Source organism: Candidatus Pelagibacter communis (assembly GCF_001180185.1).
Lineage (GTDB): Bacteria > Pseudomonadota > Alphaproteobacteria > Pelagibacterales > Pelagibacteraceae > Pelagibacter > Pelagibacter ubique_F.
The window spans coordinates 38,273-51,253 of sequence record NZ_CVSS01000021.1 but is presented as its reverse complement, the minus strand read 5'-3'; the positions used below and the strand labels follow the sequence as shown (position 1 = coordinate 51,253).

Annotated in this window: 16 protein-coding genes and 3 tRNA genes; 4 read left to right on the top strand and 15 right to left on the bottom strand. The window is 29.3% G+C overall.

Annotated elements, in window-relative coordinates:
• Positions 1-2: 2 nt before the first annotated feature.
• The 9 genes from AMN95_RS01650 to AMN95_RS01610 all read right to left on the bottom strand — a co-directional run bounded on the left by AMN95_RS01650 (position 3) and on the right by AMN95_RS01610 (position 7,183).
• Complete coding sequence (locus AMN95_RS01650; protein WP_075522264.1) at positions 3-518, bottom strand: NuoB/complex I 20 kDa subunit family protein; 516 nt, start codon at positions 516-518, stop codon at positions 3-5.
• A gap of 9 nt (positions 519-527) precedes the next feature.
• Positions 528-896, bottom strand: coding sequence for an NADH-quinone oxidoreductase subunit A (locus AMN95_RS01645; RefSeq protein ID WP_075522263.1), 369 nt, complete (start codon positions 894-896; stop codon positions 528-530).
• A gap of 98 nt (positions 897-994) precedes the next feature.
• Positions 995-1,071, bottom strand: a tRNA-Asp gene (locus AMN95_RS01640).
• A gap of 14 nt (positions 1,072-1,085) precedes the next feature.
• Positions 1,086-1,161, bottom strand: a tRNA-Val gene (locus AMN95_RS01635).
• 49 nt (positions 1,162-1,210) lie between these two features.
• Complete coding sequence (lon, locus tag AMN95_RS01630) at positions 1,211-3,589, bottom strand: endopeptidase La (protein ID WP_075522262.1); 2,379 nt, start codon at positions 3,587-3,589, stop codon at positions 1,211-1,213.
• Positions 3,590-3,649: 60 nt separating this feature from the next.
• The gene (clpX, locus tag AMN95_RS01625) at positions 3,650-4,918 is read right to left on the bottom strand and encodes an ATP-dependent Clp protease ATP-binding subunit ClpX (RefSeq protein ID WP_075522261.1); all 1,269 of its coding nucleotides are present in this window, start codon (positions 4,916-4,918) and stop codon (positions 3,650-3,652) included.
• A 91-nt stretch (positions 4,919-5,009) separates the two neighbouring features.
• The gene (gene clpP, locus AMN95_RS01620; RefSeq protein ID WP_075522260.1) at positions 5,010-5,621 is read right to left on the bottom strand and encodes an ATP-dependent Clp endopeptidase proteolytic subunit ClpP; all 612 of its coding nucleotides are present in this window, start codon (positions 5,619-5,621) and stop codon (positions 5,010-5,012) included.
• A gap of 33 nt (positions 5,622-5,654) precedes the next feature.
• Positions 5,655-7,088 carry a trigger factor gene (gene tig, locus AMN95_RS01615; RefSeq protein ID WP_075522259.1) on the bottom strand — a complete coding sequence of 478 codons (1,434 nt, stop codon included), beginning with the start codon at positions 7,086-7,088 and terminating at the stop codon, positions 5,655-5,657.
• 10 nt (positions 7,089-7,098) lie between these two features.
• A tRNA-Leu gene (locus tag AMN95_RS01610) sits at positions 7,099-7,183 on the bottom strand.
• 88 nt (positions 7,184-7,271) lie between these two features.
• On the opposite strand from AMN95_RS01610, the gene AMN95_RS01605 reads away from it, so the two are divergent.
• From AMN95_RS01605 to AMN95_RS01600, 3 genes are all read left to right on the top strand, one after another.
• Entirely contained in the window at positions 7,272-7,523 is a 252-nt protein-coding gene (locus AMN95_RS01605) for a DUF1289 domain-containing protein (protein WP_075522258.1), read from the top strand.
• Positions 7,516-7,689, top strand: coding sequence for a hypothetical protein (locus tag AMN95_RS05630; RefSeq protein WP_179850335.1), 174 nt, complete (start codon positions 7,516-7,518; stop codon positions 7,687-7,689). Before AMN95_RS01605 ends, AMN95_RS05630 begins: the two co-directional genes overlap by 8 nt.
• A gap of 64 nt (positions 7,690-7,753) precedes the next feature.
• Positions 7,754-8,098, top strand: a complete 345-nt coding sequence (locus AMN95_RS01600) for a hypothetical protein (protein ID WP_256997914.1) — start codon at positions 7,754-7,756, stop codon at positions 8,096-8,098.
• On the opposite strand, the gene AMN95_RS05695 is transcribed toward AMN95_RS01600, so the two are convergent.
• Positions 8,095-8,220 carry a hypothetical protein gene (locus AMN95_RS05695; RefSeq protein WP_256997913.1) on the bottom strand — a complete coding sequence of 42 codons (126 nt, stop codon included), beginning with the start codon at positions 8,218-8,220 and terminating at the stop codon, positions 8,095-8,097. The genes AMN95_RS01600 and AMN95_RS05695 overlap by 4 nt on opposite strands.
• A gap of 4 nt (positions 8,221-8,224) precedes the next feature.
• Complete coding sequence (locus AMN95_RS01595; protein WP_075522257.1) at positions 8,225-8,782, bottom strand: histidine phosphatase family protein; 558 nt, start codon at positions 8,780-8,782, stop codon at positions 8,225-8,227.
• 2 nt (positions 8,783-8,784) lie between these two features.
• Here AMN95_RS01595 and AMN95_RS01590 point away from each other — a divergent pair, with 2 nt between their 5' ends.
• The gene (locus AMN95_RS01590; protein ID WP_075522256.1) at positions 8,785-9,465 is read left to right on the top strand and encodes a uracil-DNA glycosylase; all 681 of its coding nucleotides are present in this window, start codon (positions 8,785-8,787) and stop codon (positions 9,463-9,465) included.
• Here the strand turns inward: AMN95_RS01590 and AMN95_RS01585 are convergent.
• The 4 genes from AMN95_RS01585 to AMN95_RS01570 form a co-directional block, all read right to left on the bottom strand.
• Positions 9,455-9,877, bottom strand: a complete 423-nt coding sequence (locus AMN95_RS01585) for a YbgC/FadM family acyl-CoA thioesterase (RefSeq protein ID WP_075522255.1) — start codon at positions 9,875-9,877, stop codon at positions 9,455-9,457. The genes AMN95_RS01590 and AMN95_RS01585 overlap by 11 nt on opposite strands.
• Positions 9,878-9,900: 23 nt before the next feature.
• Positions 9,901-10,551: a DUF3047 domain-containing protein gene (locus AMN95_RS01580; protein WP_075522254.1), complete on the bottom strand. Its 651-nt coding sequence runs from the start codon at positions 10,549-10,551 to the stop codon at positions 9,901-9,903.
• A 215-nt stretch (positions 10,552-10,766) separates the two neighbouring features.
• Positions 10,767-11,519 carry an SDR family NAD(P)-dependent oxidoreductase gene (locus tag AMN95_RS01575; RefSeq protein ID WP_075522253.1) on the bottom strand — a complete coding sequence of 251 codons (753 nt, stop codon included), beginning with the start codon at positions 11,517-11,519 and terminating at the stop codon, positions 10,767-10,769.
• 4 nt (positions 11,520-11,523) lie between these two features.
• A complete protein-coding gene (locus tag AMN95_RS01570; protein ID WP_075522252.1) occupies positions 11,524-12,981 on the bottom strand; it encodes a cytosine permease in 1,458 nt (485 codons plus the stop codon).

Here is a 12,981-nt window from a genome sequence, read left to right as displayed (position 1 = left end):
AATTATCTTGGTAAAGAACCTTTGTTTCTTATTTTTTTTTGTAATTGAAGAATTCCATATAATAAAGCTTCTGCTGAGGGTGGACATCCTGGCACGTAAATATCTACTGGCACAATTCTATCACAACCTCTCACAACAGAATATGAGTAATGATAGTAACCACCACCATTTGCACAGCTACCCATTGAAATTACATATCTTGGCTCTGGCATTTGATCATAAACTTTTCTAAGTGCTGGAGCCATTTTATTTGTTAAAGTGCCAGCTACAATCATTACATCTGATTGTCTTGGAGAACCACGTGGAGCTGCTCCGAATCTCTCTAAATCATATCTTGGCATCGCAGTTTGCATCATCTCAACCGCACAGCATGCTAAACCAAAGGTCATCCAATGTAATGATCCTGATCTCGACCAATTTACTAAATTATCAAGTGAGGTTGTAATAAAACCATTTTTACTAAAATCCTCAGCTAATTTTTTAAATTCTTCAGGGACTTGATTTAATTTGTTATTCATAAGATTAAATTATTCCCAATCCAAAGCACCTTTTTTCCATTCATAAATAAATCCAATGGTCAAAATGAACAGAAAAATCATCATTGATATAAATCCTAATAAACCAATATTGCCCAAAGAGATTGCCCAAGGAAAAAGAAATGCTATTTCTAAGTCAAAAATTATAAATAAAATTGCCACTAAATAAAATCTAACATCAAATTCCATTCTTGAATCTTGAAATGGTTCAAAACCACATTCATAGGCTGATAATTTTTCAGGGTCTGGATTTTTTGGAGAGAGAATATAATTCACGACAACAAATGCACCACTTAATCCTAAAGCGATTACTAAAAATAGTATAATTGGCAAATATTCTTTTAAAAATTCTGGAAACATATGAGTCTATATAGCTATTTTTATATCATGTTGTAGAGTAGAAAAGTCACATTTTTAAGGCCTAACTGATAATGATTATCACCAGTTTACAAGGAAAGTGGCGGGAGTGAAGGGACTCGAACCCTCGACCTATCGCGTGACAGGCGATCGCTCTAACCAACTGAGCTACACCCCCACTTATTCAGTTTTTGGTGGGCAGTAAAGGACTCGAACCTTTGACCCCCTCGGTGTAAACGAGATGCTCTACCAACTGAGCTAACCGCCCCAAAATAACGGTACTAATACATCAACGTAAGTATAAAGTAAATTAATTATTATTGAATACTGGCTTGAGATTTATCATCTTTTTTGGTTAAATCGACCTCTACCCATTCTACTCTTTTTAATTCTTTCATTAAAGCTATCTTTAAAACTTGATCAGCATTTTCTACAGGAGTAATTTTAATCTCATCAATAATTTTTTTTGGCATATCTACTAAATCTTTTTCATTTTCCTTTGGAATTATAACTTCTTTAATACCAGCACGATGAGCAGCTAGTAATTTTTCTTTAAGTCCCCCAATTGGAAGTACTTGGCCTGTGATTGTTACTTCCCCTGTCATGGCAACGTCTTTTCTAACAGGGATGTTAGTCAAAGAAGATACAATTGAAGTTACCATTCCAACTCCGGCAGAAGGACCATCTTTAGGAGTTGCACCTTCAGGAACGTGAATGTGAAAATCTTTTTTTTCAAAATGAGGAGGTATTATACCGTATTCTAAACATTTTGATCTAACAAATGATTTTGCTGCTTTAACTGACTCTTGCATCACATCACCTAGTTTACCTGTTATTTGCATTCTTCCTTTTCCGGGCATTGTAACAGTTTCAATCTTCAAAATTTCTCCTCCATATTCTGTCCAAGCTAAACCAACAACTATTCCCACTCTATCATTTGACTCAATCTCACCAAATTTATATTTAGCTACACCTAAAAAATCTGAGAGATTTTTATTATTAATTTTTACCTCTTTTTGTTCACCAGCTACCACTTTTTTTACTACTTTTCTTGCTAATTTAGAAATCTCTCTCTCTAAATTTCTAACACCAGACTCTTTTGTATAATTTCTTATTATCTCTTTAATGATGTCTTTATCTAAGTTCATTTCATTTTCTTTGACACCATTGTCTTTAATTTGCTTAGGTAACAAAAATTTATTTGCTATACTTATTTTTTCATCCTCTGTATAACCAGCTAATCTAATTACTTCCATTCTATCAAGTAATGGAGGAAGAATATTCAATGTATTTGCAGTCGTGACAAACATTACATCAGATAAATCATAATCTACTTCTAGATAATGGTCATTAAATGTTGTGTTTTGCTCTGGATCTAATGCCTCTAAAAGTGCAGATGAGGGATCACCACGATAATCATTTCCAATTTTATCTATCTCATCTAATAATATTAATGGATTTTTTGTACCTGCTTTTTTCATCATTTGAATAATTTTACCGGGCAAAGATCCAATATAAGTTCTTCTATGACCTCTAATTTCAGCTTCATCTCTCATTCCACCAACTGACATTCTTACAAATTGTCTATTTGTAGCCTTTGCTATAGATTTTCCTAAAGAAGTTTTTCCAACTCCTGGGGGTCCAACTAAACAAAGGATTGGTCCTTTAATTTTTTCAATTCTTTTTTGAACAGCTAAAAATTCTACTATTCTCTCTTTTACTTTCTCTAAACCGAAATGATCCTTATCCAAAACATCTAAAGCTTTTACCAAATCAATATCAACTTCGCTTTTTTTATGCCAAGGTAATTCGGTCATCCAATCAAGATAATTTCTTACAACTGTTGCTTCAGCTGACATTGGACTCATATTCTTTAACTTTTTAAGCTCTTGAAGACATTTCTTCTCAACTTCTTTAGGCATCTTTGCTTTTATGATTGATTTATTCAAACTTGTGTTTTCATCTTTCCCATCTTCTATTTCTCCAAGCTCTTTTTGAATAGCTTTAAGTTGTTCATTTAAATAATATTCTCTTTGGGTTTTTTCCATTTGAGTTTTAACTCGTCCTCTGATCCTTTTTTCAACACCGATTATACTTGCCTCATTTTCCATAATTTTTATAATTGCATCTAATCTTTTCTTTACATCAATTGTTTCAAAAAGTTGTTGTTTTTCAGAAATTGTTGCTGTTATGTGCGAAGCAATATTATCTGCAATCTGCGAAGGCTCTTTCAATTGTTTGATTGCATTAATTGTCTCGTTTGAAACTTTTTTATTAATTGAGGTTAATTTTTCCAGTCTCCTAATTGCAGTTGCTGCTAGTGGATAAAGATCTTCATCTTTATTTACTACATCTTTATATGGTGTGTAATCACAAGTAATAAATTTTTCATTATCTCTAAAATCTAAAATTTTAACTCTCTTATTCCCTTCTACTAAAACTTTTACAGTTCCATCTGGTAATTTTAAAAGTTGAAGTATATTTCCCTCACAGCCATACATAAATACATCTGTTTTTTTTGGGTCATCTATTTCAGAATTTTTTTGAGTTACTAAAATGATTTTTTTATCATTCTTCATTACTTCATTTAAGGCCGATATAGATTTATCTCTTCCAACAAATAACGGTATAACCATACTCGGGAATACGACAATATCTCTTAAAGGTAAAAGAGGTGATGAAATTTTAACGTCCATAATATAAATATGGATATTATATCTAATATTGCAATACCTTTTTATAAGTTATTAAGGATATTACGCCGCTGAAGTTTTGTTATTTTTTGATTTACCTTCATTTTTACTGTGTACCAAGATTGGTTGGGAGTGTCCTTTTGCAGCAGATGCATCGACTATTACTTCCTCTATGTTATCCTGGCTTGGCAAATCGTACATTGTTTTCAATAAAATATTTTCCAAAATTGATCTTAAACCTCTGGCCCCAGTTTTTTTGCTGATTGCTTTTTGTGCAATTTCTTTTAAGGCATTATCTTTAAAAATTAACTTAGCTCCGTCTAGTTTAAATAGCTCTTTATATTGTTTTGTTAATGAGTTTTTTGGTTCTTGTAAAATCTTAATTAAAGATTTTTCATCCAAATCCTCTAAAGTAGCTATCATGGGTAATCTACCTATAAATTCAGGAATTAAACCATATTTCAATAGATCTTCAGGCTCTAAATTTTTCATCCATTCACCTGTTTTTTTATCTTGTGTATTTTTAACATCAGCACCAAAACCAATAGATGTGCCTTTATCTCTTTGTGAAATTATTTTATCTAAACCTGCAAATGCACCTCCACAAATAAACAAAATATTTGTTGTATCTACTTGAAGAAATTCTTGTTGAGGATGTTTTCTTCCTCCTTGTGGAGGTACACTAGCAATTGTTCCTTCCATAATTTTTAATAAAGCTTGCTGAACACCTTCTCCAGAAACATCTCTGGTGATTGAGGGGTTTTCAGATTTTCTGCTTATCTTATCTACTTCATCGATATAAACTATACCTCTTTGAGCTTTTTCAACATTATAATCAGCAGCTTGAAGTAATTTCAAAATTATATTTTCCACATCTTCTCCAACATATCCAGCCTCTGTTAAAGTTGTTGCATCAGCCATTGTAAATGGAACATCTAATATTCTTGCTAATGTTTGAGCCAGCAGTGTTTTTCCACATCCAGTTGGTCCTACTAGAAGAATATTAGATTTAGCCAACTCTACATTTTTACTAGTTTTGTTATCGTAATTTAATCTTTTATAATGATTGTGAACAGCTACAGATAAAACTTTTTTAGCATGACTTTGTCCAATAACATAATCATCTAAGACAGTGCAAATCTCTTTTGGAGAAGGAAGTCCATCTTGGTGTTTAACGAATGTATCTTTATTTTCCTCTTTAATAATATCCATACATAATTCAACACATTCATCACATATAAATACAGTGGGGCCTGCAATTAACTTTCTAACTTCATGCTGGCTTTTTCCACAAAAAGAGCAATAAAGAATATTTTTACTATTTGTACTCATAATATTTTTTTAACGAATCAATATTTATATTCTATTATAGGAGACTAATTGATATCAAGGTTCAAATTGTAGATTTGCAATATATGGTATATTAAGATCTTTTTTCTACTACTTCGTCTATTAATCCAAATGTCTTTGCAGACTCTGCTGTCATAAAATTATCTCTTTCAAGAGCACTTTTGATTTCTTCCACATCTTTGCCTGTATGTTTTGAATATATTTCGTTTAACCTTTTTTTAAGGGATAGAACCTCATTAGCATGAATTTCTATATCTGTAGCTTGCCCTTGAAAACCTGCAGAAGGTTGATGAACCATAATTCTTGAATTCGGCAAAGAAAATCTTTTTCCTTTTGTTCCTGCAGAAAGTAAAAAAGATCCCATTGAGGCAGCTTGACCAATGCAAAGTGTAGATATTTCAGGTTTAATATATTGCATAGTGTCATAGATTCCCAAACCAGCTGTTACTAAACCACCTGGGCTATTTATATATAAATAAACATCTTTTTTTGGGTCCTCAGCTTCCAAAAACAATAGCTGAGCTGTAACAAGAGAAGCAACATTATCATTAATCTGTCCAGTTAAAAAAATTATTCTCTCTTTAAGTAATCTTGAAAATATGTCGTAAGCCCTCTCACCTTTACTTGATTGTTCAACAACCATAGGAATTAGACTACTCATATATTCTGAAATTTTATTTGTCATAAACTTGATTCGTTTAACTTATACAACTTGAGATTACTTTTTGCTAACTTTTTTTGTTTTTTTGATTGTAGATTTAGTTTTTGTTGATTTTAGCTCAGTTTTGATCTTATTTGATTTTTTTGTCTGAACTGTTTTTTCAGTTTTTCTTTGGTCATTTAATTCTTGATCAAGTTGTTGCTTTTGACTTTCTTTTAAAATTTTTTCGGCTTCATTTTTAGTAATTTCTTTTTTATTTGGTTTTGCTTTTTCTTTAATGAGATTAATTATCTTCTCCTCGTAAACAGTACCTCTTAAGCTTGCTACTGCAGAAGGATTCTTCTGGTAAAAATCCATTACCATTTTTTCTTGTCCGGGCATCATGCTTAATTGTTTCTTTATTTCTGCCTGAAGCTCTTGCTCACTCACTTTAATTTGATTTTGATCTCCAAATTCATTAAGAATTAAACCAGTTTTAATTCTTTTTTTTGCAATTCCTTCAAAATTTTTTCTATTTTTTTTGACGTCCTCATCGTTCATTCCTTGTGATAATATTTTTACTTCTTCATCAACTAAATTATCAGGTATTTCATCAACTTTAAATTTTTCTAATTCTTTTAAAATTTGATTTTTTGATAGTCTATCTAGTGAATTTTTATATTCATTATTAATTTGGTTTGATATTAGTTTTTTTAAATCTTGTAAATCTTTTGCACCTAAATTTTTTGCAAACTCATCATTGATTTTAGTTTCTTCAGGTTTTTTTATAGATATAATCTTACAATTAAATTTTGCTTTTTTATTTGCTAGTTTTTTTTCTGGAAAATTTTCTGGTAAAACTGCGTCAACAACTTTAGTTTGGTCTTTTTTTAAACCAATCAATTGTTTATCAAAACCTTTTAGAAATAAATCTTTTCCAAGTGTTAATTGTGTATTTTTACCTTCACTTCCATTAAATGTTTGACCATCCACTGTTGCATTATAATCTAATACTACTAAATCTCCCAGATTAGCTTTTGACTCTAGTGTAGCTTCTTTGAAATTTGGTTGGTTTTTTGCGATTTCATTTATTCTTTTATCAGTTTCTGAGGGATCAATCTTAACTGTGTATTGATCAAATTTAATATTACTTATTCCTTTAATATCAATTTTAGGTAGCTCTGTTATCGAAAGAACGTACTCTAACTCTTTATCTTCACCATATGTTTTCAAATTTAGTTTTGGTTGACCTGCAGGTTTTATTTTGTTCTCTTCTAGTGCTTTAGATGATGTTTCCTTTAATACTTTATCCAAAACCTCACTAAAAACAGCTTTGCCAAATTGTCTTTTTAAAATTTCCCTTGGAACTTTTCCAGGTCTAAAACCTTTTAAATTAACTGTACCTTTAATTTCTTCATATTTTTCATCCATATAATTGGACATGGTTTTTTTATCTACTAAGACTTTTACATCTTTGTTAAGACCATTTTTATTTTCTATAGTAACTTTCATAATATTTAAATGGTAGGGCGAAAAGGACTCGAACCTTCACATGTTGCCATATTGGTTCCTAAGACCAACGCGTCTACCAATTCCGCCATCGCCCCACAAATGTAGAGGTTTTATATATTATTGAAACTATTTGTCCAACGACAATTATTGTAAAATATATATATTTTCTATTATAATATAGTAATGATTATTTCACCTTGCATTAGTATATGTAAAACAGATCCAAGCACAGGATATTGCTATGGTTGTGGAAGAAATGAAGAAGAAAAAAAAATTTGGAAATTGCAGGAAACATCAGATGAATGGAAAAAAGAAAACCTTAAAACTATTAAAAATAGATTAACAGGTTGGCAATTAGAAAGTTTTGAAGAATCCTATACATTTAAAATTGAAAATGGTATTTCTTTATTTAAAAAAAATTTAAAAAATGAGTAAAACTTCAATTGTTATAATAATCTACATTCTTGGACTTATCTTTGGTGCGCTTGTACTAAAAATTTGGAGTGCTGATACGAGTGTTTTAAAAGGCCTTTTGGGTTTAGGTTGGACAGCATTGCTTTTAATTGGAATATTTTTTGCTGAAAAACATGAAAAAAATTAGATTTCTTATTAGTCTTTTTTTACTTATTCTTCTTATACAAAATTCTCAGTCAGAAATAATTGTGATGAGTGATTGTGATGATAGTCAGGATGAGTTTTTAAAGAATGAGTATATCCTAAATCTAAATGAATTGATTATGACTAGAAATTATGTTTATAAGGAAAAAACATATCAAAAATATCGACTAACTGATTTAAGTACTAAAAAATCAAACTCTTATGTTCGAAATATTTATGAAGAAAATGGTAAAATACTCACTCATAAACACGGATATCCACAATTTTATACTCAAATTCTTTTTGAAAAAGATAAACAAGAGATTTTCATGAAAACTGTTCTTAATGATGAAGAAGGAATATCTAAAATTTCTTTTTGTAAAAAAATTGAGAAATTTAAAAAAGAAAGTTAGCTTTTTTTATTTTTCTTAGAAAAATTTTTTTTTCTATTTCCAAATCTATTATTAGTAATGTTACTTCTATGTTTAGCGTAAGCTTGTTTTTGGGCTTGTTTCATTGCTCGCTTTGATGACATGATATTAAAAATCTATTTGTATACTACCAATTTTATTAAAATTTTTATCTGCAATAACTATTTCGCCCGATGAGGGAGCATAATCTAAAGCTTCTGATATTACTACATAATGAGTGACAAAAATTAAGTTTTTATTACCTTTAAATTTATCAATATAATTTTTCAAATCTAACATTTGTTTATGTTTATTATTAGCAAACTTTGCACTAAAAAAGGAATTTAAGAAATCTTTTGTTTCGAAATTTGTGAAAGCCAATTCAGCAGTTTCTTTACAGCGACACCATTCACTTGAAAAAACTTTGAAAATTGGAACATTTTTTTCTATAAAAAAATTTCCAATCTTCTTGGCTTGGCTTCTTCCTTCTTCACTCAAATTTCTTTGAGTATCACAGTTATTAATATCAAAATTTTCAGGGTCTCCACCACCTGGTGCATATGCATGTCTAATAAATATAAGTTTACCACCCTTTTTTAATTCTAATGATAATTCTTGATTTAAATCTGCTTTAATCGTTGACGGTAAAGTTATAAAAATAATGAGAAAAAATTTTATAAGTTTCATTAATGACTATTAAATTAAAAAAAATAAATAATACAATTATTAAATGTAAAAAATGTCCAAGACTTGTTAGTTTTATTAAAAAAATTTCATTAGAAAAAAGGAAACAAAATAAGAATGAAAAATACTGGGGAAAACCAGTCCCGGGCTTTGGGGATAATAAAGCAAAATTGATGATCTTAGGTCTTGCTCCTGCTGCTCATGGTGGAACAAGAACCGGAAGAGCATTCACAGGGGATAAATCAGGGAATTTTTTATTTAAGAGTTTATTTTTAACAGGAATTTCAAATCAAGATTTTTCAGAAAAAGCAAATGATAATTTAAAATTGAATAATACTTACATAACTAATGTTCTTAAATGTGTTCCTCCAGGAGATAAACCAGAAAATAAAGAATTAAATCGCTGTTCAACTTATTTTGAAAACGAAATTGAAAATTTGAAAAATCTTAAAGTGATCATTACTCTAGGTAAAGTTGCATTTGATAATTGTTTAAAAATTTATAAAAAAAAATTCATACTTCACAAAAAATTTGAATTTAAACACGGAAATAAATATTTATTGCCAGATAATAAAGTTTTGATTGCTTGCTATCACCCAAGTCCAAGAAATGTAAATACAAAATTAGTAACGACTACTATGATTAACCAATTACTTATTAAAGCAAAGAAAATAGCTAAGTTTTAATAGTGTCACAAAAATAGGGTTTAAATTTTATGTAAATTTCATCAGGTATTTTTACTGGTTTACCTAAATCATTGACAAAAACTAAATGAACTTGTGCCTCAACTATAATGTCATCACCTTTGGTAATTATTTGATTCATAAAAAAAGATGTTTTGGTGATAGATTTAACAAAAGATCTTATTGTTAGTTCGTCCTCAAGACTTGCGGGTTTTTTATATTCAATATTACAAGCTTTTACTATGATTAATGAACCAAAATCTTTTTTCACTTTTTGGTTACTGAACCCAATTGAATGGAGAGCTTCTGTTCTTGCTCTCTCTAAAAACTTTAAATAATTAGCATAATATACGACACCACCAGCATCAGTATCCTCATAATAAACCTTTAAAGTGTGAAAAAAATTCTCATGCATACGAAATTATAGCAAAAAATAAATCAATTTGCTGAAAAATATATATTTTGAAAATATGCGATAGATTTCATTTTTGAATTATCTGTATCTGACATAATAGCAAGTCCATCAAGCTCATTAACATCAAGATTATGCAATCTTTTAAAATCCTCTTTAACATTAGCTTTGACTGTTACCCATTCATTTAGGTTATCTTTTGTACTAGCTAAAACATTATCTATCGATTTCTTTGTATATGGGCTTGGGAAATTTGACCCAACTTCATTATTGCTTGAAAAAACATAATTTATAGCTCTATTTGATAATGGTGTGGCGCCAGTTTTTTTAATCACAAAAACTCTTGCAGCAAAATCGTGCCCTTTTTTTGTGTTTTCTTTAATTCCTGACAGATCCTTCTCAATTTTCCACGTAATATTTATAAATGGGGTCTTGTTGAGGTTTATCTTGATCTCTTTTCCTAGGCCAGAGGCAGCATTATCAGCAACTGATTTCAAATAATTCCCATTATCATTTGATCCAACTGTATAAAGTGTTTTATTGTCAGCCCCTCTTACCTTTCTTACTTGAAGATCTGCGAGCTCTGTTTCAGTAAAATCAAAAACTTGTAACTCATCTGCTGAAGACAAGTTAATAGATATAATTGTAATAATTAAAATATTTAAAATAATTTTCATTAAAGAATAAAAAATACTTAATACATTATTTAGACAAAATTTAAACAATCAAAGCTCAATATTTAGTTTTATATAAATAACATGAAGACAATATCCGCTTTTATACTTATAATTTACTGGTCTATAATGATTTTTGCGCCGGTTTTGTCTAAAGATATCAAGTTTAGTAGAGCTAAAATAAATAATATCAAAATAGTTGAGCAAAAACCCATAAGTTAATAAGTAGAACGACCACCACTAATATCAAAGACTGCTGCTGTTGAAAAAGTATTCTCCTCAGAAGAAAGCCAACAAACTAATGAAGTAAACTCTTCAACTTCTAAAAATCTTCCTCTTGGCACCTTTGATAACATTCTTTGAACATGCTCTTTAGTCATTTGATCCAAAATTCTGGTTTTTGCTCCAGCTGGAGTCACAGCATTTACAGCAATATTTTTATCTGCAAGCTCCTTACCTAATGACTTAGTTAGTCCTATAGCGCCCGCTTTTCCTACACTATAAGCACTGGCATTGGCATTTCCATCTTTTCCGGCTACTGAGGCTACATTTACAATTCTTCCGTAGTTGTTTTTAATCATATTTGGCACTATCGACCTGCAACAATTAAAAGTTCCCATCAAATTAATTTCTACAACTTTTTTCCACATTTCTATGTCATATTCCCATAGAGTAGCTGTGGGACCAGTTATGCCTGCATTATTTATTAAAATATCAATATTAGAGTTTTTTATGATTTCCCTCACATTTTTTTCAACTTCTTCATAATTAGATACATCCACCACATTTGAACTTAAATTTGAATTATTTATATCTTTTAAAGCTGACTCTATAGCTTTGGGATCATTATCCCATATTATCACATTTGCACCCGATTTTAAAAAACGTTTGGCGATATCAAAACCAAATCCCTGAGCACCTCCTGTAACAATTGCAGTTCTGTTTTTAAAATCAAAGGTAATTTTTTCCATAATTTTATTCTTTGGCTAATAAATAATAAGTAAGAGCAGCCACAAAAGCACCAATAATCCATGAAAATGATTGGAGAAACATCAAATTAGTATTCCAAATAGTTGAAGCTGAAAAAATAAAACCCAAAATTACAGAGTAAATTGCTTTTATGTGCCATCCTCCACTATAATAATAAATCCCATTACTCTCTAGAGAATAAATATCTTTATTATCTAACTTACCCTTTTGAATAAAATAAAAATCAGAAATCATTACTCCAAAAAGTGGTCCAAAAAAAGCTCCAAATGTATCAATAAAAGATAATGCACCAACTTGACTTAGAAAAGTTAACCAAAATATTCCGACTATAAAACCTATTATTGTTATAATTAAACCTGCGCTTTTTACAGATAAGGAAAAAGGGAAAAAATTTATTAAGGCATATTGTGAAGGAATAAAATTTGTTATTAGATTAGTTGAAGCAGATGCTATAATTATAAAGATCAAAGCTAAAATTATAAGAAATAAATTTTCTAATTTTCCAATAATATCTGTAGGGTTAGTAAGTATTCTAGTTAAATTTTCTGGATCTTGTTTTAAAAATGCATCCATGCCCGAAACAATAAATAAAGCAAAAAAAGAAAAAATAATTAAATTTGAAATTAAACTAAAATTTCCTTTTTGAAGTTGACTACTATCTTTCACATATCTTGAAAAATCTCCAAAACTTAAAATTACAATAGAAAAATAAGCAAACATGGTGCCAGTAACAGTGATTAATGGATTAATATTATTTTTATCTAGAAAATTTGAAAAATTAAGTGAGTTTAAAAAAGCTTTTGAAGTAAATTTAACATCATTTAATAAGACAGACAAAAAGAAAAATAGCATTCCAATATAAACAGCTGTAGCAGAAAAAATAATAATTTTTTTATTAAAATTCATTCCTGTAGTAAATAAAAAACCTTGAAATATGATTGATACAAGAATTGAAAACCAATCAATTAAATTCATTCCTAAAAAAAATGTTAAGAAAATTTGTTGATCAAGTAATGCAGGATCAAATGAAAAAATACCAATTCTTATTAAATAACTTAAAACTTTTGATAGAAAATATGTTTGAATACCAAATAAAAAAACACCAACAAAAAATCTTATAAGGCCAAAGTATTTTGCACCCTTAATACCTAAAGACGATCTGAGTAATACAATAAAAGGTAATCCATTTTTTTGAGATGGTTTACCTATTAAATTTGATAAAAAATAAACTAATAGTGAAGCAATTATTGTTCCAAAAAAAACTACAAAAGTATTTAAATTATAAATCAAATAAAGAGAAGCAATTAATGAAAAACCTATTATACTTTGAATGTTCACTCCCCAATAACAAAATAGTGTTTTCCAATCCCAATTTTTATCGTTCGGATTTACAGATACTAAATCCCAATTAGTAAGATTTTTTTTTAAATTTTGAGGACTCAC

Coding starts and splice junctions, on each gene's coding strand:
- AMN95_RS01650 (WP_075522264.1), bottom strand. CDS start 518: ATGAATAACAAATTAAATCAAGTCCCTGAAGAATTTAAAAAATTAGCT.
- AMN95_RS01645 (WP_075522263.1), bottom strand. CDS start 896: ATGTTTCCAGAATTTTTAAAAGAATATTTGCCAATTATACTATTTTTA.
- lon (WP_075522262.1), bottom strand. CDS start 3,589: ATGGACGTTAAAATTTCATCACCTCTTTTACCTTTAAGAGATATTGTC.
- clpX (WP_075522261.1), bottom strand. CDS start 4,918: ATGAGTACAAATAGTAAAAATATTCTTTATTGCTCTTTTTGTGGAAAA.
- clpP (WP_075522260.1), bottom strand. CDS start 5,621: ATGACAAATAAAATTTCAGAATATATGAGTAGTCTAATTCCTATGGTT.
- tig (WP_075522259.1), bottom strand. CDS start 7,088: ATGAAAGTTACTATAGAAAATAAAAATGGTCTTAACAAAGATGTAAAA.
- AMN95_RS01605 (WP_075522258.1), top strand. CDS start 7,272: ATGATTATTTCACCTTGCATTAGTATATGTAAAACAGATCCAAGCACA.
- AMN95_RS05630 (WP_179850335.1), top strand. CDS start 7,516: ATGAGTAAAACTTCAATTGTTATAATAATCTACATTCTTGGACTTATC.
- AMN95_RS01600 (WP_256997914.1), top strand. CDS start 7,754: ATGAGTGATTGTGATGATAGTCAGGATGAGTTTTTAAAGAATGAGTAT.
- AMN95_RS05695 (WP_256997913.1), bottom strand. CDS start 8,220: ATGTCATCAAAGCGAGCAATGAAACAAGCCCAAAAACAAGCTTACGCT.
- AMN95_RS01595 (WP_075522257.1), bottom strand. CDS start 8,782: ATGAAACTTATAAAATTTTTTCTCATTATTTTTATAACTTTACCGTCA.
- AMN95_RS01590 (WP_075522256.1), top strand. CDS start 8,785: ATGACTATTAAATTAAAAAAAATAAATAATACAATTATTAAATGTAAA.
- AMN95_RS01585 (WP_075522255.1), bottom strand. CDS start 9,877: ATGCATGAGAATTTTTTTCACACTTTAAAGGTTTATTATGAGGATACT.
- AMN95_RS01580 (WP_075522254.1), bottom strand. CDS start 10,551: ATGAAAATTATTTTAAATATTTTAATTATTACAATTATATCTATTAAC.
- AMN95_RS01575 (WP_075522253.1), bottom strand. CDS start 11,519: ATGGAAAAAATTACCTTTGATTTTAAAAACAGAACTGCAATTGTTACA.